The following is a 21,312-nucleotide window of genomic DNA, read 5'->3' as shown; positions in this document are numbered from 1 at the left end:
CTGCGACCTGGCTAAACTAGCGATCGATTTCTCCGAACACGATGTCGAGCGAGCCGATGATCGCGGCAACATCGGCGATCATATGGCCTCGGGACAGGAAATCCATCGCTTGCAGGTGGGCGAAGGAAGGTGCGCGGATCTTGCATCGGTAGGGAACGTTGCCCCCGTCCGACACGAGGTAGACGCCGAATTCACCCTTCGGCGCCTCGACGGCGGCATAGACTTCACCGCTCGGCACGCGAATGCCTTCGGTATAAAGTTTGAAGTGGTGGATCGTCGCTTCCATCGAGCGCTTCATCGTGGCACGCGGCGGCGGCGTGATCTTGTGGCTCGGAATCGCGACCGGTCCCTGGCCTTCTGGTGAGCGCAACTTTTCCAGACATTGCCGCATGATCCGGACCGACTGGCGCATTTCCTCCATGCGGACGAGATAGCGGTCGTAGCAGTCGCCATGCTTGCCGACTGGGATATCGAAATCCATCTCCGAATAGCATTCGTATGGCTGCGCCTTGCGCAGGTCCCAGGACGCGCCCGATCCGCGCACCATCACGCCGGAAAAGCCCCAGGCCCAGGCATCATCGAGGCCGATCACCCCGACATCGACATTGCGCTGCTTGAAGATGCGGTTCTCGGTCAACAGCTCTTCGAGATTGTCGCAGACCTTGAGGAACGGATCACAGAACTTCCAGATGTCGTCTAGGAGTTCCGGCGGCAGATCCTGATGCACGCCGCCGACCCTGAAATAATTCGCGTGCATGCGGGCGCCGGACGCGCGCTCATAAAAGACCATCAGCTTCTCGCGCTCGGCGAAACCCCAGAGCGGCGGCGTCAGCGCGCCGATGTCCATGGCTTGCGTGGTGACGTTGAGGAGGTGCGATAACAGCCGGCCTATTTCGCAGAAAAGCACGCGGATGAGCTGTCCGCGTTTCGGAACCGATATTTCGAGGAGCTTCTCGGCGGCGAGACAGAATGCATGCTCCTGGTTCATCGGCGCGACGTAGTCGAGCCGGTCGAAATAGGGCAAGGCCTGCAGGTAGTTCTTGTACTCGATGAGCTTTTCGGTGCCGCGATGCAGCAGGCCGATATGGGGATCGGCGCGTTCCACGATCTCGCCGTCGAGTTCGAGCACCAGCCGCAGGACGCCGTGAGCGGAGGGATGTTGTGGCCCGAAATTGATGGTGAAGTTGCGAACTGCAGCCTCGGCCATGACAGTCCTCCGCGATCAAGCGGGCTTTGGTTCCGTGCCGGAGCCGGCTTGTCCGCTTTCAGCCGCTCACGTCGTCGTCTGGATGATCAGCGTCAGCGTGCCGTCGCCGTCGATATTGGCTGCGACGACCTGCGTGGAATTAAGCCCGTTCGCCGCCAGCGCCGATGCCGCCTGCGGCGATGCGTCGATCGAACTTTGCAGGATGCGCAAATCCTCGGCGCTGGTCTGGGTGACGACGGCCTCCGCCTGTGCCTTGATGTCAGGAGGCAGATCCTCCATCGCCACGATTGTCACTGCGGTGAAATTCTGGGCGGAGAAGGCTTGGTCAGGTGTAGCCTGGTCGGGAGTGGTCCCTTCGGGCGTGGCTTGCTCTGGCAGGCTTTGCGGGGCCGTCGGCGGGACAGGGGCAAGCTCTGGTCCCACGGATTGCGCATAGACCGGCGAGGCAAGGGCCAGTGCCGAAAGTGTGGCAATTGTCGTCGATAGGCGCATGGCCGTTCCTTCCGTTTGCTCAGCGGACGATCAATTCGGTGACGACAAAACCATCGTGTCGAAATATGGTTCCGTGAGCGAGGTGATGTCTTGCCGAAAGCCGTGATTGTCGCGGAAAGCAGGGCGCGAAATCCGGCGTTGCCTGTCTCAGGCAGCGGTGTGGCTGCGATCGGGCTGCGGCCAGCGCTGCAACGCCTCACGGCCCTGAGCGGTCAGTTCGTAGATCCCGCGATCGGTGCGCGCGAACCAGCGATACACATTGTGCAGCAGGATCTTAGGCGCGTTCGGCAGGTTGGGCTTCAAGTCACGCGGCCGCTTTGGGCCATCGGCGAGGGCTGCGGCGCATGCCAGCGCCTGCTGGCGATAAGCGGTCATGATCGGCGCACGCGAGCCGCCGCCGGCGACAGGATCGCCCTGCCGACGCCGATGTTCATCGATCAGCTTCGAGCGGCGCCGGGGATCCCGACGCGGAGCCAATGCCGTCGGGCTGAGCAGCACCTGAACTTCGCCGTTCGGTCGCACGCCAAGCAGGCCAAAGCCGAGGCGACGGCAGAGATTGCGGTATCTCACATCGCTCTCACGGCCCTTGCCACGGGCCGACATGCATGCCGCTAGCCAGACCTCGTCGCTCGCCGCCATACGGTCGACGCCCTGGAGGACCAGTTCGAGGTTGAACTTCAGCTTCAGCTCGCAGATGACGACGATCGGTGGAGAGTCGGCACTCAGCGCCAGCAGATCGCAGCCGCCGATCTCGCCCTTGACCATGAAACCCAGGCCTTCCAGGAAGGCCTTGACCGGGCTGTAGAGTGACGTTTCGAGCATGGGCCTTTGTCGGCTGCGAATCATCCCGCCGATCGGCGGTTCAGCGCGATGATCGCTCCTTGCCGTTGAACAGGAGGTAAACGACGGCCAAACAAGTGGTCAGAGCCGTGCCATGGCCGCTTGCCAATTTGGTATGCTGGTATAATGTGTACCTGAGGTAGCATGCTCCGCGTAGCTGCGCTGTGCTGGACATCCGGGCGCCCGAGACATCGTCCATGGCATCGTCATTTGAGCGGCGGCTCCCCTGCGTTCTCTAATCCGCCGACCGGCGGCAATGTGCATACAAGTCAATGGGATGACGATCGGCAGGGCCGTCGTTGGAATTCAGGAGTAACGGACACATGACAACGATTGCGCTGTTTGGTGCGGGCGGCAAAATGGGTTACCGTCTGTCGACCAATTTTCGCGGATCTCCCTATACGATACGCCATGTCGAGGTCAGCGACGCCGGCCGCGAGCGGCTTAAGTCGGGCCTCGGCATCGATGCCGTCAGCGCCGATGAGGCGCTTGATGGCGCCGATGTGGTGATCCTGGCGGTGCCGGACACGCATATCGGCAAGGTCGCGGCGAACATCGAGAGCAAGCTTGCATCAGGCACGATGGTCGTCGTGCTCGACGCCGCGGCACCTTTCGCCGGGCATTTGCCGAAGCGGTCGGACCTGACGTATTTCGTCACTCACCCGTGCCATCCGCCGATCTTCAACGACGAGACCGACATGGCGGCGAAGAAGGACTATTTCGGCGGCGTCAAGGCCAAGCAACACATGGTCAGCGCCTTGATGCAGGGACCGGAGGAGGATTTCGCCAAGGGTGAGGCGATCGCCAAGATCATCTGGGCCCCGGTCATGCGCTCGCATCGCGTCACCGTCGATCAGATGGCGCTGCTCGAGCCCGGCCTTTCGGAAACGGTATGCGCCTCGCTGCTCGTCGTCATGAAGGAGGCCGTTGACGAGGTGGTGGCGCGCGGGGTCGACAAGCAGGCGGCGCTCGACTTCCTGCTTGGTCATATGAACGTGCTTGGCGCCGTCATCTTCGGCGAGACCAAAGGCGTGTTCTCCGACGCCTGCAACAAGGCGATAGAGTTCGGCAAGCCGGTGCTGATGCGCGACGACTGGAGGCGGGTGTTCGAGCCGGAGGAGATTGCCGCGAGCATTCAGCGCATCACTTGAGGGCAGCAACGCGTTCTCCGGAACATGTCACCTGAAATTGTCATTGACTCATTATACCAGTTGGCTTAGCTGTTCGATGGATCGGACCGTCAAGCTTCGCAGCAGGATCAGGCGCTGGATGAGTGGAGGATAGGGGGAGCGATCCGTCGAGGTGAAGCCGGCCAAGGGCTTGTGAATCTGACGCGACCCGCCGCCTACGGCCGGCTAACGAAATCGAATGCATATAGCCTTGGGATAAGGCACGGATTTTCAACGGGAGGAATACATGAAACTGACACGCAGAATGACGCTTGCGGCTTTTGCCGGCATGCTGGCGCTTGGCACCGCCGCACCCGCCTATGCGGCGGATTTGATCGCCATCATCACGCCCTCGCATGACAATCCGTTCTTCAAGGCGGAAGCTGTCGGCGCGGAGGCGAAGGCCAAGGAACTCGGGTACGAGGCGTTGGTGCTCGTCCATGACGACGACGCCAACAAGCAGTCCGAATTGATCGACACGGCGATTGGCCGCGGCGCCAAGGCGATCATCCTCGACAATGCCGGCGCCGACGCCACCGTCGCCGCGGTGCAGAAGGCCAAGGACGCAGGCGTTCCTTCCTTCCTGATCGATCGCGAGATCAATGCCACCGGCGTTGCCGTCGCGCAGATCGTCTCCAACAATTATCAGGGCGCCCAGCTCGGCGCGCAGGAATTCGTCAAGCTGATGGGCGAGAAGGGTAATTTCGTCGAGCTCGTCGGCAAGGAATCCGACACCAATGCCGGCATCCGCTCCAAGGGTTACCACGACGTCATCGACGACTATCCGGACCTGAAGATGGTGGCGCAGCAGTCGGCCAATTGGAGCCAGACCGAGGCCTATTCAAAGATGGAATCGATCCTCCAGGCCAATCCCGATATCAAGGGCGTGATCTCCGGCAACGACACGATGGCGATGGGCGCTCATGCGGCACTTGCCGCTGCCGGCCGCAAGGACGTCATCGTCGTCGGCTTCGACGGGTCGAACGACGTGCGCGACTCGATCACCTCCGGCGGCATCAAGGCGACAGTCCTGCAGCCGGCCTTCGCGCAGGCGCAGATGGCGGTCGAGCAGGCCAACGACTTCATCAAGAACAAGAAGTCCCCGGCTGAGGAAAAGCAGCTGATGGACTGCGTCCTGGTCAATGGCGACAATGCCGCCAAGCTGGAGACGTTCGCGCTCACCAACTGAGCCGGCGTAACATCAAGCAGCAAGGGACGAGCCTCCGGTTCGTCCCTTGCTTCCATTTCGCCCTTGCCTCCATTTCTCTGGGTGCTCCTGACCGCCATGCCGAACGAGCCGACATGTTCAACACGCTGACCCGGCCGATCTTTGTCGCGTTGTTCCTCGCAGCAATAGGCAGCCTGACCGCCTGCAAGATCCTGCCGACGCCGTCGGCGGAAAACGGCGGCACTGGCTCCGCATTCGATCCCGACAAGATGGTCGCGGACATCTGGGCGGCGAAAGTCATACCCTATCTGCAGCAGAAGGCCGGGCCGTTTGCCGAGGTTCACACCTTGGCCAAGACCGATCCCGCCGCTGCCGGCGCCAAATACGGCAACCCGAAGAAGCAGGCGAATTCGCCATGGACCTTCGCCGTTCGGCTCGAGGGCAAGGTCGTGGCAGCCAACACACAGTCACGCGCGGCGACGATGGACGTCGATGCCGACGGCGACGGCAAGGCGGACGCGCGGGTGCAGATCGGACCCGCCATGCGCGGAACCGCGCTGCGCGACAGCCTCGACTTCATCCAGTTCAACGATTTCACCAACCAGATCGACTTCGCCCAGTTCGGCAAGGCTTTCAACGCCTATGCCGACAAGACCGTGCTTTCCAAGCTGCCGCGCGAGGCACTCGAGGGCCGCAGCGTCGAGGTACTTGGCGCCTATACGCCGGGCAGTGGCCAGGACCTGCCGCTGGTGACGCCGGCGGAGGCAAAGATCGGGCCGAAGTCATGAGCGGCGATCAAGATGTCATCCTGAAGCTGGAGGACGTCTCGAAAGTCTATTCCGGCACCGTCGCGGTCAAGCGGGCGAATTTCGAAGTGCGCAAAGGCGCGGTCAACGTGCTGGTCGGCGAAAACGGAGCCGGCAAATCGACGCTGATGAAGATCATCGCCGGCGTCGAGCAACCGACGCTCGGGCGCATCCTGCTGGACGGCGAGGAGGTTTCATTCTCGTCTTCCGGTGATGCCGTGAGCCGCGGCATCGGCATGGTTTTCCAGGAGCTGAATCTGTTCGGCAATCTGACTGTCGCCGAAAATATTTTCGCCACCCGCGAGATCACCAACCGCTTCCGCAAGATCGACCGCAAGGAGCAGGAGCGCCGCGCGGCGGAGTTCCTTGAACGCCTGGAAGCCGGCATCCGGCCCGACATGCTGGTCGAGGATCTGCGCATCGGCCAGCAGCAGTTGGTCGAGATCGCCAAGGCGGTTTCGCTCGATGCGCGCATCCTGATCATGGATGAACCGACCTCGGCGCTCAGCGCGGCGGAAGTCGAGATCCTGTTCAAGGTGATTGCCGACCTCAAGGCACGCGGCGTGGCAATCGTCTACATCTCGCACCGGCTCGAGGAGCTGATCCGCATCGGCGACACCATTACGGTGCTGCGCGACGGGCGCATCACCGGCCAGGCGGAGATGAAAGACGTCGACACCCAGTGGATCGTGCGGCAGATGATCGGCTCGGACGCCAAGGACTTCGCCAAGGCCGACGGCCATGTGCCGGGCGAGGAAATATTCCGCGCCGAGGACATCTGCCTGCCGCGCGTCACCGGCGGGCTTGCGGTCGATCACGTCTCGCTATCGCTGCGCGCCGGCGAAATTCTCGGCATCTATGGCCTGATGGGCGCCGGACGCAGCGAGCTGTTCGACTGCATCATGGGCCGCCACGGCCATTCGACGGGCACGATATTCATTGCCGGCAAGAAAGTGCACGAGCGCGACACGACGCGGCGCATCCGGCGCGGCCTGGCGCTGATCCCCGAAGACCGCCAGCGCGAAGGGCTGGTGTCAATCCTCTCCGTCGCCAGCAATCTGACGCTGGCCAGCCTGTCGCGGTTCGTGCGCCTGTTCCACATTCGTGGTGCCGCCGAAAGACAGGCGGTGGCCCGGACGGTGCGCGAACTGGCGATCAAGGTCGCCGATCCGGCGCAGGAAGTCTCGTCGCTGTCAGGCGGCAACCAGCAGAAGGTGGTGATCGGCAAGGCGCTGCTCACCGGGCCGAAGGTGCTGTTGATGGACGAGCCCAGCCGCGGCATCGACGTCGGCGCCAAGGCCGACGTGTTCCGCACCATGCGCAAGCTGTCGCGCGACGGCCTGGGGATTCTGTTTGCCACCTCCGATCTCGACGAAGTGATGGCGTTGTCCGACCGCATCGCGGTGATGAGCAATGGAAAACTGACCGGCATGTTCGACCGCGCCGAGGCGACGGAGGCCGCACTCGTCGCTGCCTCCGCCTTCGGCCACGGACCGGTCCCGCACGGAGAGCAAGACGCATGACTGACATCCCAGCCAAGGCGGCGGTCAACTCCATGTCGGGCGGCTCGGTCCTGCTGACGCTGATGAAGGCGAGGACGTTCATCGCGCTGATCGCCGTGCTGTTATTCTTCTCGATAGCCGCCCCCAATTTCCTATCGGCCGCCAATCTTATCCTGATGTCGAAGCATGTGGCGCTGAACGCATTCCTCGCAATGGGCATGACCTTCGTCATCATCACCGGCGGCATCGACCTGTCGGTCGGCTCGATCGTCGGCCTGTGCGGCATGGTGGCCGGCTATCTCGTGCTCAACGGCATCGACCTGCAGGTCGGCTATACCATCTATTTCAACGTCTTCGAGATCGCGCTGATCACGCTTGCCGTCGGCATATTGATCGGCGCCGTCAACGGCTTGCTGATCACCAGGCTCAACGTTGCGCCGTTCATCGCCACGCTCGGCGTGCTCTATGTCGCGCGCGGCCTGGCGCTGCTGTCGTCCGACGGCCGTACTTTCCCCAATCTCGTCGGCAAGCCGGAGCTCGGCACCACCGGATTCGGCTTTCTCGGCGCCGGCCGGTTGCTCGGCCTGCCGGTCGCGCTCTGGATTTTGCTCGTCGTTGCGCTAGGGGCGGCCTATCTCGCCAAATACACCCCGCTCGGCCGCCACATCTTCGCGGTTGGTGGCAATGAACGGGCGGCGCGGATTTCGGGCGTCCGCGTCAATATGGTGAAGATGTTCGTCTACATGTTCTCCGGCTTCTGCGCGGCGATCGTCGGGCTGATCATCTCGTCGGAGCTGATGGCGTCGCATCCGGCGACCGGAGAGAGCTTCGAGCTCAACGCCATTGCCGCGGCGGTGCTCGGCGGCACCTCGATGTCGGGCGGTCGCGGCACGATCGGCGGCACCATTGTCGGCGCCTTCGTAATCGGCATTCTTTCGGACGGGCTGGTGATGATGGGAGTGAGTTCGTTCTGGCAGATGGTGATCAAGGGCCTCGTCATCATCGTCGCCGTCGTCGTCGACCAGGCACAGCGCCGGCTGCAGAGCCGTGTCACGCTGATGCAGATGGCAAAGGCCGGCTGACATGGCGGAACTGCGTGGAGCGCTGATCGGCTGCGGCTTCTTTGCCATCAACCAGATGCATGCCTGGCGCGATATAGAGGGCGCCTCGATCACCGCCATCTGCGACCGCGATCCGGACCGGCTACGGATCATTGGCGACCAGTTCGGGGTCGCACGGCGCTATACCGACGCGGCAGCGCTGTTTGCCGGCGAAAGGCTGGATTTCGTCGACATCGCCACCACGGCACCAAGCCACAGAATGCTCGTGGAGATGGCGGCGCAGCACGGCGTTCCGGCAATCTGCCAAAAACCGTTTGCGCCGACGCTTGCCGACGCCAAGGCGATGGTAAAGGCCTGTGCTGACGCCGGCGTGCCGCTGATGGTGCATGAGAATTTTCGCTGGCAGTCGCCGATCCAGGCGGTGCGTACCGTGCTCGACAGCGGCGAAATCGGCACCCCCTTTTTCGGACGGATCTCGTTCCGCTCTGCCTATGACGTGTTTTCCGGCCAGCCTTATCTGGCGACGGGAAAGCGCTTCATCATCGAGGATCTGGGTATCCACATCCTCGACATAGCCCGCTTCCTGCTGGGCGACGTCTCGACCGTCACTGCGCGAACGGCGCGCATCAATCCAGGCATTGCCGGGGAGGACGTTGCGACGATGCTGATGGACCACACGGGCGGAGCCACTTCCGTGGTCGACTGCAGCTACGCCAGCAGGCTCGCGACAGAGCCGTTCCCCGAGACGCTGATCGAGATCGACGGCAGCGACGGCACGATCCGGCTGGCGCAGGGCTACCGCCTCACCGTCACCGGCAGGAGCGGGACAGCTGTGAGCGACGTCTCGCCGCCGCTGCTGGCCTGGGCATCACGGCCGTGGTACAACATCCAGGAAAGCGTCGTCGCCATTCAAAAGCATTGGGTCGACTGCCTGACCAAGGGAACCGAGCCCGCGACCTCGGGCGCGGACAACCTCAAGACACTAGCGCTGGTCGAGGCTGCGTACGCTGGCGCCGCAAGCCGGGAGCCGGTGCAACTCGACGCCTTGCTGAAATGACAGCCGACGCCTTCCTCCTCTACGGCACACGTGCCGTTGAAGCCGAACCGGTCAAGCTGCGCGCCGGCGCGCTGACGGCGGACTTCGTCAACGGCAATCTGCGCACCATCCGGCATGGCGGCACCGAGGTTCTGCGCGCCGTCGCCTTCATCGTCAGGGATCGCGACTGGGGCACCTACGAGCCGGCGCTCACCGATTTAATCATCGACCAGGGCGATGACGCTTTCTTCGTCAGCTATTCGGCAGGTTGTTTCGGACCAGAGGGAAGCCGGCTCGACTTCCGTGCGACCATCAAGGGCTCGGCCGATGGCCAGCTGATCTTCGACGTGAGCGCTCTTCCCGACAACGATTTCGAGACCAATCGCTGCGGCTTCTGCATCCTGCATCCAATTGCCGGGCTGGCCGGCAGCCCGGTCACGGTCGAGCATACCGATGGCAGCGTGGTCGCGACGCGGCTTCCAGAGCTGATCGATGCCTGGCAGCCTTTCAAGGATCTGCGGGCGATCACCCATGAGATCCGGCCGGGCGTCACCGCCGAATGCCGGATGCAAGGCGACACGTTCGAGATGGAGGACCAGCGCAACTGGTCGGATGCCTCCTACAAGACCTATGTCCGGCCGCTCGCGCTGCCATGGCCCTATGTGCTGCCTGCCGGCAAGACCTTCCGCCAGACCACTAGTTTGCGGATAGAGGGTCGCGGGAAAGTGCCGGCCGCTGCGGCAATCGCGGACCCAGTTCGCGTCACGCTCGGCCAAGCCGGACCGGCGCTGCCGGATGTTGGCGTGATCATCTACCCGGATGAGGTCGAGGCGGCGCTGGGCAAGCTGCCGATGCTGTGCGAGCTTGGTCCGCAGCAATTGATGTTCCACTACGACCCGACGCGTGGCCATGGGCTCGACGCCTTGCGATCCTACGCCCGGCTCGCCGCCGCCTATCCGGTCCGGACAACGCTCGAATGTGTCATTGCCGGCGACGGCGATCTCGACGCCGAGCTTTCAGGCGTCGCCGACAGGGTGCGCCAGGCCGGGCTCAAGCTTTCGGCCATTGCCGTCTCGCCTTCGGTCGACCGGCAGTCGACGCCACCGGGCAGCGCGTGGCCGCACTGCCCGCCGCTCGAAGACGTCTACGCCGCGGCGCGGCGCTCCTTTCCCGACAGCCGCCTCGGCGGCGGCATGTTCAGCTATTTCACCGAACTCAATCGCAAGCGTGTGCCGGCCGACCCGCTCGATTTCGTCACGCATTGCACCTGCCCGATCGTGCACGCCGCCGACGATCTCAGCGTCATGCAATCGCTGGAAGCATTGCCTTTCATCACGGCGTCAGTACGAACGATCTTCGGAACAATACCTTATCGGGTCGGGCCGTCGACCATTGCCATGCGCCAGAACCCTTATGGCGGCGCGACCAAGGCCAATCCCGACAATCAGCGCATTGCCATGGCCGACCGCGACCCTCGCCATGCCGGGCTGTTCGGGGCCGCATGGACGATCGGCTATGCGGCGCGCGTCGCGCCGGCCGGGCTCGAAATGCTGACGCTCTGCAGCTTCACCGGACCACTCGGCGTGCTGGCCTCGTCGGGCGAACCTGTCAAAGAAGGTACACCCCGGCCGATTTTCCACGCGGTGAAAGGACTTTGCGATCTGGCCGGCCATGCGCATGTGGCGGCGACAACGACCGATGAGACGCGGGTGCTGGCACTGGCCGGCCACTCCCAGACAGGCAAGATCATCGTCTGGCTGGCGAACCTTACTCCGGACGACCTTCCAGTCGATGTTTCCGGGCTCGGTTCCGATCAGGGTTTTCTGAATATCTGGGATGGACGAACGTCACGCCAGATTCAGCGCGACGCGTCGGGCCGAGACCGTCTTGTCATGACGCCCTACGCAATCGTCCGGATTGGCTGAAGTCACGCCGGGGTTCATGAATCGCCGCAGTTCCGCAGCGGTTGCCCGTAGCCGCAGCACTTCCGCTGCCGACTTGTCACCGGACTTGCTTTCGAAACTCGCCTGGTGCCATTCCAGTTGTCTTGGAAAAAAGACGGCTGAACGAAGCGACGTCCTGATATCCCACCCGATAGCAGATTTCTGAGACGCTCAGTTTCGTTTCCTCAAGCATGGACCTTGCCAACTCCAGCCGCCTTTCCTGGATCCATTTTCCCGGCGTTGTCTGGAGCTCGTCGAAAAACCTGCGAGACAGGGTTCGCGAAGACATTGCCAATTCGGTTGCAAGAAATTTCAAATCGATTTCTGACATCTTGTCGTTCGAGAGCTCGCGCAGCTTGTTCTCGAATGGGCTGGCGTCGTTCGAAATTTTGTCGAGAAGAAATTCGTAGGGACTCTGGAATTTGCGCGGCGGAGGAAGAACCAGAAGTTTTCGAATGATCCGCTCTTCCTTCTCGAAGCCCAGATCGATCAGCAAAGCCCTGGCGAGTTCGAGTCCGGAAAACCCGCCTCCACATGTGTAAAGGCGGTCCTGGCGAATGAGCAGGCGGGAAGCGTCCCATCGCACTTGCGGAAACCGGCGGCTTGCCTCGTTCTTCAGCCACCAGGATATCGTTGCGCGCTTGCCGTCCAACAATCCCGAAGTGGCGAGCAGATAACACGCGCCGCAATGTGCTGCGATGATTGCGTCCTGCTGCTGCGCGAGCGCGATCAGCGGTTTTGAATGCTCACTCTCCTCGTCGAGCGAGCGCAGAAGCTCCGGAATCTCGACACCCGGCATGGCAATGAGAATCAGGACATCCATTTTCCGGGATGGTTGAGCCTTTGTCGGGAAGGAAATTCCGGTGCTCGATGCCGACGGCGCGCTCCTTGAAACGAACTCACAGGAGAGAACCTGCGAACGGCAGACGTCATTCACAAGCTGAAACATTTCCACGAGCGTCGAGACGACGGCCGAATAGAAATTCGACGGCAGCCAGATCACAACGTGGAGGCCCCTGTCAGCCATTGCGGTACTCCAGTATCGTTCTCGGATGGCAAGCCTAGCATAGTCTTTGCAAGAATTGCCAATCCCAGAACAAGCGCGGCGCCTCCAGGAGGGCCTATGCGGGCTTGCTGACGAAAGCGGGCCGCGGAAATCCATGGCTGGGAAGATGCAAATGCTGAAATCGTTGAATGAAAACACGCGGCACATACATCGGATTCAGACGCAATAGAAAACTGCGTCGGTCCGGGCTCAGGCTGATCTGTGGTCAGTCAGTAGGCCGAGAGCAAGGTGCCGGCCGCTGCGGTCGGGACCTTGCTCTTGATTTTCAGCTGCCGGAGTTCATCACGTAAAGCGCACGCGAGCGTTCGAGGTGCTTGATCATCGCCTTCTCGGCGCCATCCGCATCCTTGGCCTCGATGCGTCCGATGATCTCTTCGTGCTCGGTCAGCGTGAACTTTTCCTTGCCGGTCCAGATCAGCATTTCGGTGTGGTATTCCTTTAGCCAGCCAAGCATTGCCTCGCTGACGGCGACATAGATCGGGTTGCCGGATATTGCCGCGATCTGGGTGTGGAATTTCATGTCGGCGGATATAAAGGCTTCCGAGTCGCCACGATGGCTGCGCTGCTCGGCAACCGTTGCGCGCAACCGCTGCACGTCCTCGGCGGTTGCCTTCTCTGCGGCTTCCCTGACCATGCCGCGCTCGAAGAAGATACGCGCGTTCTTGAGGTGCTCCAGCGTGTCCTTCGACGACGACAGGATGATCTTGGCGGCGCCGTCGACCTGTTTGATGATCGACTTGGCGGTCAGCTGCAGCACTTTCGCCCGCTCGCCATGCGAGATCGCGACGAGGCCCATATTGCTCAACGCCTGCATTGCCTCGCGGATCGCCGGCCTGCCGACCTCGAAGCGCTCCATCAATTCGCGCTCCGACGGCATGTCGTCACCCGGCAGCAATTCGCCGCTGGTGATCAGGCGCTTCAGTCTCAAGAATACTTCGTCGGAAAGCTTGCGCCGGACGATCGGCTCCGAACGGTTCATCGTCGCGAATCACTCCTTTGACCGGCCCCTATCTAGCATTTCCGCCGTGAATTCCGGAACGCCTGCTGCCGGCTCGCCCTTACCGCCAAGCCGGATAGGGCTTGCAAAGCTTATGTACTCATTATACCAGATTTCAAGGGCCAAGGAACCTTTTTCGAACCACCCGGCAGGCCGCGCGAATATGATTGTTCTCACCTATCGCATCGAAACGCCGGGCAATATCGAGGCGCTGGCGGCCAAGATCGCAAGCGACCAGTCGACCGGAACCTTCGTCGCGCTGGCCGGCGAGACCGAAGAGCTCAAGGCCAGGGTCGCAGCGCGAGTCCTGGCGATACGGCATCTGCCGGATGCGGATCGGCCGTCTCTTCCCGAAACCGGTCCCGAAGCGCGCAACGGCCCGGTCAAGCGCGCCGACGTCGACATCGCGTTTCCGCTGGACGCCATCGGTACCGACCTGTCGGCGTTGATGACCATCACCATCGGCGGCACCTTTTCGATCAAGGGCCTGTCCGGTATCCGGGTCGTCGACATGAGGCTACCAGAGGAGTACCGGCGCGCGCATCCGGGCCCGCAATTCGGCGTCACGGGCAGCCGCAGGCTGACCGGTGTCGCGGATCGTCCGATCATCGGGACCATCGTCAAGCCGGCGCTGGGGCTCCGCCCGCCCGAGACGGCCGCAATGGTGCAAGAGCTGATTGCGGCCGGCGTCGACTTCATCAAGGACGACGAGAAGCTGATGAGCCCGGCCTATTCGCCGCTGTCGGAGCGGGTGAGGGCAATCATGCCGCTGATCCTCGATCACGAGCAGAAGACCGGTAAGAAGGTCATGTATGCCTTCGGCATTTCACATGCCGATCCCGACGAGATGATGCGAAACCACGATCTGGTGGCAAAGGCCGGCGGCAATTGCGCGGTGGTCAATATCAATTCGATCGGTTTCGGCGGCATGGCTTACCTTCGAAAACGCTCCAGCCTTGTGCTCCATGCCCACCGCAATGGCTGGGACATTCTCACCCGTCATCCCGGCCTTGGCATGGATTTCAAGGTCTGGCAGCAGTTCTGGCGTCTGCTCGGCGTCGACCAGTTCCAGATCAACGGCATCGCCTCAAAATACTGGGAACCCGACTGGTCCTTCGTCGAATCCTTCAAGGCGGTGACCACGCCGATCTTTTCGCCGGCCGATTGCGCATTGCCGGTCGCCGGCTCCGGCCAGTGGGGCGGGCAGGCGCCTGAAACCTTCCAGCGAACCGGCCGGACGGTCGATCTTCTCTATCTCTGCGGCGGTGGCATCGTCAGCCACCCGGACGGGCCGGGCGCCGGCGTGCGCGCCGTGCAGCAGGCCTGGCAGGCGGCGGTCCAGGACATTTCGTTGGCGGATTATGCCTTGAGCCATGTCGAGCTGGCGCGGTCGATCGAGAAGTTCGGCGGCGGCGAGGCGGCCTGACGCCATGCAAAACCTGCTTCTGAGTTACTATGGCGACGACCTGACCGGCTCGACCGACGTTATGGAGGCGCTCGAGCTCGGCGGCGTGCCGACCGTCCTGTTCATGCGCCAGCCGGACGAAGCGCTGCTTTCGCAATTTGCGCATTGCCGCGCCCTTGGGCTGGCCGGCACCAGCCGCAGCGAGACGCCGCAGTGGATGGACACGCATCTGCGAGATGCCTTCGCCTGGCTGAAGACCGTCAACGCCGAGATCTGCCACTACAAGGTCTGCTCGACCTTCGATTCCAGCCCGGCAATCGGCAGCATCGGCCGGGCGATCGAAATCGGCCGCTCGGTTTTCCGGCAAGACGGCGTGCCGCTGGTGGTCGGCGCGCCGCAGCTGAAGCGCTACACCGCCTTCGGTCATCTGTTCGCGGCCTATCGCGAAAAATATTTCCGCATCGACCGCCATCCCGTGATGAGCCGCCATCCGACCACGCCGATGGACGAATCCGACCTGCTGATCCATCTGTCGCGCCAGACCAGCCTCGCCTCGGGCCTGGTCGACCTGGCGACGCTGCAGTCCGCGTCGCGGTCGAAAGCATTCGACCGGCTTGTGGAGAATGGCTCAGGTATCGTGCTTGTCGATGTCGATAGCCTGGAAACCCAGGCACTTGCCGGCAAGGAGATTTGGCGCGCTCGCAAGCCGGGCGGTTATTTCGTCGTCGGCTCTTCAGGCATCGAATATGCCTTGCTGGTCGAATGGGCATCGAACCGGATCGTGGATACCAAATCCGCCTTTTCGCCGCCGGGCGCTGCCGACAGGATCGCCGTGGTCTCGGGGAGCTGCTCGCCGACGACGGAACGACAGATCCGTCATGCTCTGGCCGACGGCTTCGACGGGATCGAGCTCGACCCAGTCCAACTGGTTTCTGAGGCTTCGAACGACGCGATTGCGCGCGCGGTGGCAACCGGCCGCTCCAGCCTACGGGCCGGGCGCAGCGTCGTCCTCTACACCGCGCTCGGGCCTGCGGCCGACCGCGGTGCAGAAATCGATCTCCGGGAAGGCGCCCGCCATAAGCTCGGCTACGGCCTTGGCGAGGTTCTCCGCGAACTGACGCTTCAAGAGAAGCTACTGCGCGTGGTCATCGCCGGCGGCGACACGTCGAGCCATGCACTTGGCCAGATGGGCGTAGACGCGCTGACTGTGCGAATGCCGCTGCCGGCATCGCCGGGCTCGCCACTTTGTGTGGCGCATTCAAGCATTAAGGCGATCGATGGGCTGGAAATTGCCCTCAAGGGTGGGCAGGTCGGAACCGACCGCTATTTCTCCGCTATTCGCGATGGGGTCGGCGGTTGAGAGCGGGGAATGTCAGGTCAAATCGGTGATGCTCGATCGGGATCGAGGATACTAGCCGGCAAACCAGAAATCTCAGGCGTTCAGATCAGCGGCAATGCCACTCATCACGCTATCTGCCCATTGTCCTGCCTGGATGATACTGACGGGCGTAGGCGACACAGGCGTCTACCGTGCTGACACAGAGCGCATCGCGGTTGTTCGGCAGGTTGTTGTCGCCGGCGTAGGCAACCTCGGCAACATGACCGTCAACCATTCGAATTTGCGTGTTGCAATAGCCGCCGGGGGCGACGTTGACGGAACCCCCCAGCGCCGGGACGGGGCCAATGGCGACGGTCGGAACGACAATGTTGAGATTGCCGCGTTGAACGACGCGCTGATAGGTCCAGATCTGGCCGGATTTGCCGACATCGGCAGTGGCGGTAGGAAAGCCGGCGCACATTCGAACGTCCGCCTCGCTAAGGCCGACCATCTCCCTGCGGGCTGCCGCCGCCGTGGCGTCTTCCTTCGCAGTGCTCGACGTGTCGTCGGGCATGACGCAGGAAGACAGGATGGCGGCGCTTGCCGATAGAAGGAGAAGGGCAAGCTTTCGGGTGTGGAAAGATGTCATACCAACTTCGGATTGCACGGGAGGCCCGAATGCAAACCTAGGAAGTGGGCCAATCGAGTCAACCGGCAGAAAATTCACGAAGTCGTTGGTCCGCCATTCCGCCGCACGCATCTGCTGGAAGAGGTTAGGCTGCCGCCGTGACCCTCGCGCCCTATCTTCCGCCTGGGCATCGGATTTCCAAATCCGACCCCTTCTTGTCAGATGTACTGGCGCACGGTGCTGTGACTTTGGTTCGGCCGACGGTGTGCTAGTTTCCAGCCAATTGCTCCGGAGACGTCATGCCTATCAAGCTGCAAGAAATCGCCCTCGCTCTTCTGCTGTTGGTTGCCGGAACTGGGTTCGGTCATGCGGAGACGGCCCAGCGGCCGCCGCCCACAGGCGGGGTTCTCTCGCTCCTGCCACCGCCGCAGACTTCCGATCATTCGATCGTCATTGCCGGACGCACGCTCGATTACGAGGCCAAGGCCGGCACGCTGTCATTGCCGTCCGGCAAAGGCGATATCACCGCCGAGATTTTCTATGTCGCCTATGCTCTGCACGCAGGGAAAGAAACGGGACCGGATCCGCGTCGCCCGATCACCTTCGTGTTCAATGGCGGTCCGGGAGCAGCTTCCGCCAATCTCCATCTCGGCGCGCTCGGTCCGCGGGTTCTGGCGACAGCGGCCGATGGAAGTTTCCTGCCGTCGCCGCAGAGGCTGTTCGATAACCCCGACACCTGGCTCGACATGACCGACCTGGTCTTTGTGGACCCTGTCGGAACCGGTTACAGCCGTGAAGCGCCCGGCACGGAAGCACACAGCTTCTGGGGCGTCAGCCAGGACGCCGCGTCGATAGGCGCGTTTATCCGACTCTATCTGGCGCAGACGAACCGTACGGCATCGCCTGTCTTCCTGGCTGGCGAAAGCTATGGCGGCTTTCGAGCAGCATTGCTCGCCAGGAAGCTTCAGGAAGACATCGGCATCAGCCCGAGTGGTGTCGTGCTGATTTCGCCGGCGCTCGAATTCACGCTGGTGCGCCCGGACGAGTTCCAGCCGCTCCACTGGGCGCTGGAACTGCCGTCGCTGGCGGCAGTGCGCCTACACAGCGAAGGCGTTTCCGGCCCGGCCCTGCAGGAGCGGCTGGCGGAAGTCGAACGCTATGCGCTCGGCGATTATCTGGCCGCGCTGGCCGGTGGGCTGGAGCAGGGTGGACGCCTGGCGAGCCAGCGTGTCGCCGCAATCACCGGTCTGCCGCTCGATCTCGTCCAGCGGCACTTTGCACGCATTCCCATAGGGCTGTTCGCCAAGGAGTTTGCACGGGCAAAGGGCAATGTTCTCAGCGCCTATGACGGCAACATCGCGACAGCGGACGTGGCGCCAGAGAGCCTGGGAGTCGAGGGTCCCGATCCGGTGCTCGACCGAAGCGTGCCGGCGCTCACCTCCGCTTTCGTCGGCTATGTGCGTGATGAATTGAACTTCCGCACGGATATCAGCTATCGGCTTCTCAACCGTGAAGTCAGCGGCAATTGGGACTATGGGACGAGCGCGACGCGTCAGGGCTATGCGGGTGTCATGGACGACCTTCAACAGGCGCGCGTGCTAAACCCCAGCCTCGGCGTGCTGATCGTCAACGGCTACAGCGACCTGGTGACGCCGTACATGGGCTCGCGCTACCTGCTTGGTCAAATTCCTTCGCTTGCCGGCGCAAAGCCCATTCGCACCGAGGTGCTGGAGGGCGGGCACATGATGTATCTGAGGCCGGATGGACGGGCGGCACTGAAGCAGGCCGCGTCCGAGCTTTACCGAACGACGCAATGAGACGGTTTGCCCAAAAAAGCGCCGGATACGCTGTTCGCCCTCTCATCAGGCCCTAGTTCCATCGCGATTGATCGGTTACACACCTAGGATGGCGTCTTTCAGCGACGTTCGACAACGGATTAGCCGGCTCTCCAGAATCGCGCCACTGGTGCGGCGTGCTGCCGAGCGGGCCATTCGGAACACCAAGCCACACAGGCTGACAAGCCTTGTTGACCGTTGGAATGCGCTGTCGCTGGCAACGCAGTTCCTGCTCGCGGGCGGTCTATTTTCCCTGTCAGCCATGGTGGTGGTCGGGATTTCCGTCACGAATCATATAGAAACCGTGGTCACGCAGAATTCGGCTTCCGCAACGGCTCTTTACGTGGACAGCGTCATCGCGCCGCTGCTTCCGGATATGCGCAAGAGCGAAGTGCTCGACGAGAGCGTCGCCCACGCGCTCGATGAAACGCTGGGACAAGGGGCACTCGGCACAAGGCTCGAATCCTTCAAGCTCTGGCGTCGCGACGGAACCATCCTGTATTCGACCGACAAGACATTGATCGGCAAGCGCTTTGAACCCAGCGACAATCTCCGGGCGGCATTCGCAGGCCAAATGGTCTCGGAGTTCGACAAGCTGGACGATTCGGACAGCGAGGCCGAAAGGGCCAGCGGCTTGCATCTTCTCGAGATCTACAATCCGGTGCTGCAGCCATGGTCGGGGGAAGTGGTGGCCGTTTCAGAATTCTACGAGGTCGCCACTGATTTTGAAAGAAACCTGCATCAGGCACTCATTCGAACCTGGCTGGACGTTGCCGCCGTCACAGCGGCCTTCTTTCTCGGGCTGTCGGCAATCGTGTTCCGTGGCAGCCGCATGATCAGTTCGCAGAGCCGCTCGTTGAAGCAGCGCATTGCCGAGCTTTCCGATCTGCTTGCGCAAAACAGACTGTTGAGGCTGCGGGTGCAGCGTGCCTCGCAGCGTGCCACCGCACTTAACGAACGCTATCTCAGGCGCATCGGTGCGGACTTGCACGATGGCCCGGCGCAATTGGTTGCTCTCGCGGCGCTGGGGATCGACAGCCCCGTCATTGCCGATCCCGCTACGTCGCAATCGAAGCGTGCACAGGAATTGCTGGCCATCAAAGCACATCTGGACGATGCCATGCGCGAGATCAGGAGCATCAGCAAGGGCCTTGTCCTGCCGCATATCGAGCATGCCGAACTGGGTGAAATTCTCCAGCTTGCCGTACGGGCGCACGAAGAACGAACCGGCGTCAAAGTGATGCTATCGATGACCGGCGGCCATGCGCCATTGTCGCCGGCGGCCAAGATCTGCATCTTCCGCTTCGTCCAGGAGGCGCTGAACAATGGATTCCGTCATGCCGGAGGTGAAGGTCAGTCGGTCGAGAAACATTTCGACGGCGAGCGCGTTTGTATCGAAGTGGCCGACGCCGGCGCCGGCTTTGACCCGCAAATCGTGCGTCCCGAGAGGCTGGGACTCGTAGGGCTGCGCGAGCGTGTGGAAAGCCTCGGGGGCCAGTTTACCGTGACTTCCTCACAGAGTGGCACAGTCGTAAGAATGGCCCTCAACATCGTTGAAATGGGGCAGACATGACAGTAGCCATCAAGCTCGCCATCGTCGACGACCACCCGCTGTTCAGGGAAGGCGTTGTGCGCACGCTCGATCAGATCGGCGGGTTCGAGATCGTCGGTGAAGGAAGCAGCAGAGACGATGCCCTGCGGATAATCGAAGACCAGCGGCCCGACATTCTGCTGATGGACATATCGGTTCCTGGAGGTGGCCTTGGCGTGATCGGACCGGCCCTTGAGCGGCATCCGGCACTGAAAATTGTGATGCTGACCGTTTCGGAAGAAAACCAGCACGTGATGACCGCGTTGCAGAGCGGGGCAAGGGGCTATGTTCTGAAGGGGGTCGGGTCGAGGACGTTGGCTGCGATCCTGCGCACGGTAGCGTCGGGCGAACGATATGTCTGTCCACAATTGTCGGCGCGCCTGTTGGCCGATCTCTCGGCTCAATCAAAAGAGCCGGCGAAAGCTGACGGACTTGCCGACCTCACCAGCCGCGAAAGGGAGATCCTGACGCTGGTTGCCGCGGGACTGAGCAACAAGCGGATCGGGCTTCGGCTGAACCTCCATGAAAAGACGATAAAGCACCACATGACGCGAATCCTGGCCAAGCTCAACGTCAGCAACAGGACCGAAGCTGCCATGACCTTGCGCGACGCGACTGAGCGCCGCCATCCGCCTGTTCGCGATCATGCTTGAGCCGAAATTGCCGCACTGCGCTGCCATGTGAACTGGCCCTCAGTTGATCATTCCAAGCAACCTGTCCCGATCGGAACGCGTCGCCAGGCGCCGAATGATGATGCGGCCCTCGGCATCCCGCATTTCATATTGGTCGCTGTCGATGCGTTCGCTGAGTCCGTTCGAATGCACCACGCCAATGCTCGGGCCGCTCACCTCGACCCGGTCTCCTGTGGATGCGTTGACAAAGAGTTTTGGCTTGCTATCGGGGTTTACCGCAGGGGCGGGATCAGGGAGATTGTCGTCCTGCGACTTTGCTTTGCCCTTGCCGGCACCAGCGTTCGAGTTCGAATTGCCGGAGTTTCCACCCGAATTGCCCGAATTGCCGTTCCCATTCCCGTTCCCGTTCCCGTTCCCGCCATTGCCGTTCCCGCCATCTTTGGCCCAGGCAGCCTGCGGGCCGAGCGGCTGCGATGATCCATCGAACACGACGCGATAGGGGCTTACGACGAGAATGAAGGTCAAGACGACTACAGAAATGCCGACACGACGTCCTCGTGAAGATCCGGTCCTTCGTTTCCGGGTCGTCATCAATGAACTTGCCAGTCGCATGTCG

The 21,312-nt window shown here is 62.1% G+C and carries 19 protein-coding genes; 12 read left to right on the top strand and 7 right to left on the bottom strand.

Features of this window, described 5'->3' with window-relative positions; all coding sequences use genetic code 11:
* Positions 1-16 precede the first annotated feature (16 nt).
* From NKH59_RS18765 to NKH59_RS18755, 3 genes are all read right to left on the bottom strand, one after another.
* Entirely contained in the window at positions 17-1,207 is a 1,191-nt protein-coding gene (locus NKH59_RS18765) for an NADH-quinone oxidoreductase subunit D (RefSeq protein ID WP_352501918.1), read from the bottom strand.
* 66 nt (positions 1,208-1,273) lie between these two features.
* Complete coding sequence (locus NKH59_RS18760; protein WP_352539319.1) at positions 1,274-1,699, bottom strand: hypothetical protein; 426 nt, start codon at positions 1,697-1,699, stop codon at positions 1,274-1,276.
* A 147-nt stretch (positions 1,700-1,846) separates the two neighbouring features.
* Positions 1,847-2,521 carry a DUF2161 domain-containing phosphodiesterase gene (locus tag NKH59_RS18755; RefSeq protein WP_352454118.1) on the bottom strand — a complete coding sequence of 225 codons (675 nt, stop codon included), beginning with the start codon at positions 2,519-2,521 and terminating at the stop codon, positions 1,847-1,849.
* A 341-nt stretch (positions 2,522-2,862) separates the two neighbouring features.
* Here NKH59_RS18755 and NKH59_RS18750 point away from each other — a divergent pair, with 341 nt between their 5' ends.
* The 7 genes from NKH59_RS18750 (at position 2,863) to apnL (ending at position 11,206) form a co-directional block, all read left to right on the top strand.
* Positions 2,863-3,690: a phosphogluconate dehydrogenase C-terminal domain-containing protein gene (locus NKH59_RS18750; RefSeq protein WP_352539318.1), complete on the top strand. Its 828-nt coding sequence runs from the start codon at positions 2,863-2,865 to the stop codon at positions 3,688-3,690.
* 265 nt (positions 3,691-3,955) lie between these two features.
* Positions 3,956-4,897, top strand: a complete 942-nt coding sequence (locus NKH59_RS18745) for a D-ribose ABC transporter substrate-binding protein (protein ID WP_352469588.1) — start codon at positions 3,956-3,958, stop codon at positions 4,895-4,897.
* Positions 4,898-5,010: 113 nt separating this feature from the next.
* Positions 5,011-5,664: a DUF2291 family protein gene (locus NKH59_RS18740; RefSeq protein WP_352539317.1), complete on the top strand. Its 654-nt coding sequence runs from the start codon at positions 5,011-5,013 to the stop codon at positions 5,662-5,664.
* Complete coding sequence (locus NKH59_RS18735) at positions 5,661-7,205, top strand: sugar ABC transporter ATP-binding protein (protein WP_352469590.1); 1,545 nt, start codon at positions 5,661-5,663, stop codon at positions 7,203-7,205. The genes NKH59_RS18740 and NKH59_RS18735 overlap by 4 nt, the downstream gene beginning before the upstream one ends.
* A complete protein-coding gene (locus tag NKH59_RS18730) occupies positions 7,202-8,266 on the top strand; it encodes an ABC transporter permease (RefSeq protein WP_023675478.1) in 1,065 nt (354 codons plus the stop codon). The genes NKH59_RS18735 and NKH59_RS18730 overlap by 4 nt, the downstream gene beginning before the upstream one ends.
* A gap of 1 nt (position 8,267) precedes the next feature.
* A complete protein-coding gene (locus NKH59_RS18725) occupies positions 8,268-9,302 on the top strand; it encodes a Gfo/Idh/MocA family protein (RefSeq protein ID WP_352539316.1) in 1,035 nt (344 codons plus the stop codon).
* Positions 9,299-11,206, top strand: a complete 1,908-nt coding sequence (gene apnL, locus NKH59_RS18720) for a D-apionate lactonase (RefSeq protein ID WP_352539315.1) — start codon at positions 9,299-9,301, stop codon at positions 11,204-11,206. The genes NKH59_RS18725 and apnL overlap by 4 nt, the downstream gene beginning before the upstream one ends.
* 76 nt (positions 11,207-11,282) lie before the next feature.
* Here the strand turns inward: apnL and NKH59_RS18715 are convergent, their stop codons facing one another.
* On the bottom strand, positions 11,283-12,251 hold the full coding sequence (locus NKH59_RS18715; protein WP_352539314.1) for a GlxA family transcriptional regulator: 969 nt from the start codon (positions 12,249-12,251) through the stop codon (positions 11,283-11,285).
* Positions 12,252-12,555: 304 nt separating this feature from the next.
* Complete coding sequence (locus NKH59_RS18710) at positions 12,556-13,269, bottom strand: transcriptional regulator NanR (protein ID WP_292663135.1); 714 nt, start codon at positions 13,267-13,269, stop codon at positions 12,556-12,558.
* 181 nt (positions 13,270-13,450) lie between these two features.
* Between NKH59_RS18710 and oiaX the strand changes: the two genes are divergently transcribed.
* Positions 13,451-14,713 carry a 3-oxo-isoapionate-4-phosphate decarboxylase OiaX gene (oiaX, locus tag NKH59_RS18705; protein WP_352539313.1) on the top strand — a complete coding sequence of 421 codons (1,263 nt, stop codon included), beginning with the start codon at positions 13,451-13,453 and terminating at the stop codon, positions 14,711-14,713.
* Positions 14,714-14,717: 4 nt separating this feature from the next.
* Positions 14,718-16,052 (top strand): four-carbon acid sugar kinase family protein, encoded by a 1,335-nt coding sequence (locus tag NKH59_RS18700; protein WP_352539312.1) that lies wholly within the window; start codon positions 14,718-14,720, stop codon positions 16,050-16,052.
* A gap of 109 nt (positions 16,053-16,161) precedes the next feature.
* Here NKH59_RS18700 and NKH59_RS18695 read toward each other — a convergent pair whose 3' ends face one another.
* Complete coding sequence (locus NKH59_RS18695; RefSeq protein ID WP_352469597.1) at positions 16,162-16,659, bottom strand: hypothetical protein; 498 nt, start codon at positions 16,657-16,659, stop codon at positions 16,162-16,164.
* A 278-nt stretch (positions 16,660-16,937) separates the two neighbouring features.
* On the opposite strand from NKH59_RS18695, the gene NKH59_RS18690 reads away from it, so the two are divergent.
* From NKH59_RS18690 to NKH59_RS18680, 3 genes are all read left to right on the top strand, one after another.
* A complete protein-coding gene (locus tag NKH59_RS18690; protein WP_353022689.1) occupies positions 16,938-18,455 on the top strand; it encodes a S10 family peptidase in 1,518 nt (505 codons plus the stop codon).
* A gap of 361 nt (positions 18,456-18,816) precedes the next feature.
* A complete protein-coding gene (locus tag NKH59_RS18685; RefSeq protein WP_352539311.1) occupies positions 18,817-20,046 on the top strand; it encodes a sensor histidine kinase in 1,230 nt (409 codons plus the stop codon).
* Positions 20,043-20,717, top strand: a complete 675-nt coding sequence (locus NKH59_RS18680; protein ID WP_352448141.1) for a LuxR C-terminal-related transcriptional regulator — start codon at positions 20,043-20,045, stop codon at positions 20,715-20,717. The genes NKH59_RS18685 and NKH59_RS18680 overlap by 4 nt, the downstream gene beginning before the upstream one ends.
* Before the next feature lie 39 nt (positions 20,718-20,756).
* Here NKH59_RS18680 and NKH59_RS18675 read toward each other — a convergent pair whose 3' ends face one another.
* Positions 20,757-21,308 carry a hypothetical protein gene (locus NKH59_RS18675; RefSeq protein WP_352539310.1) on the bottom strand — a complete coding sequence of 184 codons (552 nt, stop codon included), beginning with the start codon at positions 21,306-21,308 and terminating at the stop codon, positions 20,757-20,759.
* Positions 21,309-21,312: the final 4 nt, after the last annotated feature.

Source organism: Mesorhizobium sp. M0998, assembly GCF_040318885.1.
In the GTDB taxonomy this organism is placed as follows: domain Bacteria; phylum Pseudomonadota; class Alphaproteobacteria; order Rhizobiales; family Rhizobiaceae; genus Mesorhizobium.
This window is presented reverse-complemented; position numbering and strand designations above follow the sequence as displayed.

Bases quoted from the DNA above. Each gene is read 5' to 3' on its own strand.
- NKH59_RS18715 (WP_352539314.1), bottom strand. From the start codon at position 12,251: ATGGCTGACAGGGGCCTCCACGTTGTGATCTGGCTGCCGTCGAATTTC.
- NKH59_RS18710 (WP_292663135.1), bottom strand. From the start codon at position 13,269: ATGAACCGTTCGGAGCCGATCGTCCGGCGCAAGCTTTCCGACGAAGTA.
- NKH59_RS18745 (WP_352469588.1), top strand. From the start codon at position 3,956: ATGAAACTGACACGCAGAATGACGCTTGCGGCTTTTGCCGGCATGCTG.
- NKH59_RS18680 (WP_352448141.1), top strand. From the start codon at position 20,043: ATGACAGTAGCCATCAAGCTCGCCATCGTCGACGACCACCCGCTGTTC.
- NKH59_RS18725 (WP_352539316.1), top strand. From the start codon at position 8,268: ATGGCGGAACTGCGTGGAGCGCTGATCGGCTGCGGCTTCTTTGCCATC.
- apnL (WP_352539315.1), top strand. From the start codon at position 9,299: ATGACAGCCGACGCCTTCCTCCTCTACGGCACACGTGCCGTTGAAGCC.
- NKH59_RS18700 (WP_352539312.1), top strand. From the start codon at position 14,718: ATGCAAAACCTGCTTCTGAGTTACTATGGCGACGACCTGACCGGCTCG.
- NKH59_RS18740 (WP_352539317.1), top strand. From the start codon at position 5,011: ATGTTCAACACGCTGACCCGGCCGATCTTTGTCGCGTTGTTCCTCGCA.
- NKH59_RS18690 (WP_353022689.1), top strand. From the start codon at position 16,938: ATGCCTATCAAGCTGCAAGAAATCGCCCTCGCTCTTCTGCTGTTGGTT.
- NKH59_RS18675 (WP_352539310.1), bottom strand. From the start codon at position 21,308: ATGCGACTGGCAAGTTCATTGATGACGACCCGGAAACGAAGGACCGGA.
- NKH59_RS18755 (WP_352454118.1), bottom strand. From the start codon at position 2,521: ATGCTCGAAACGTCACTCTACAGCCCGGTCAAGGCCTTCCTGGAAGGC.
- oiaX (WP_352539313.1), top strand. From the start codon at position 13,451: ATGATTGTTCTCACCTATCGCATCGAAACGCCGGGCAATATCGAGGCG.
- NKH59_RS18760 (WP_352539319.1), bottom strand. From the start codon at position 1,699: ATGCGCCTATCGACGACAATTGCCACACTTTCGGCACTGGCCCTTGCC.
- NKH59_RS18735 (WP_352469590.1), top strand. From the start codon at position 5,661: ATGAGCGGCGATCAAGATGTCATCCTGAAGCTGGAGGACGTCTCGAAA.
- NKH59_RS18750 (WP_352539318.1), top strand. From the start codon at position 2,863: ATGACAACGATTGCGCTGTTTGGTGCGGGCGGCAAAATGGGTTACCGT.
- NKH59_RS18730 (WP_023675478.1), top strand. From the start codon at position 7,202: ATGACTGACATCCCAGCCAAGGCGGCGGTCAACTCCATGTCGGGCGGC.
- NKH59_RS18765 (WP_352501918.1), bottom strand. From the start codon at position 1,207: ATGGCCGAGGCTGCAGTTCGCAACTTCACCATCAATTTCGGGCCACAA.
- NKH59_RS18695 (WP_352469597.1), bottom strand. From the start codon at position 16,659: ATGACATCTTTCCACACCCGAAAGCTTGCCCTTCTCCTTCTATCGGCA.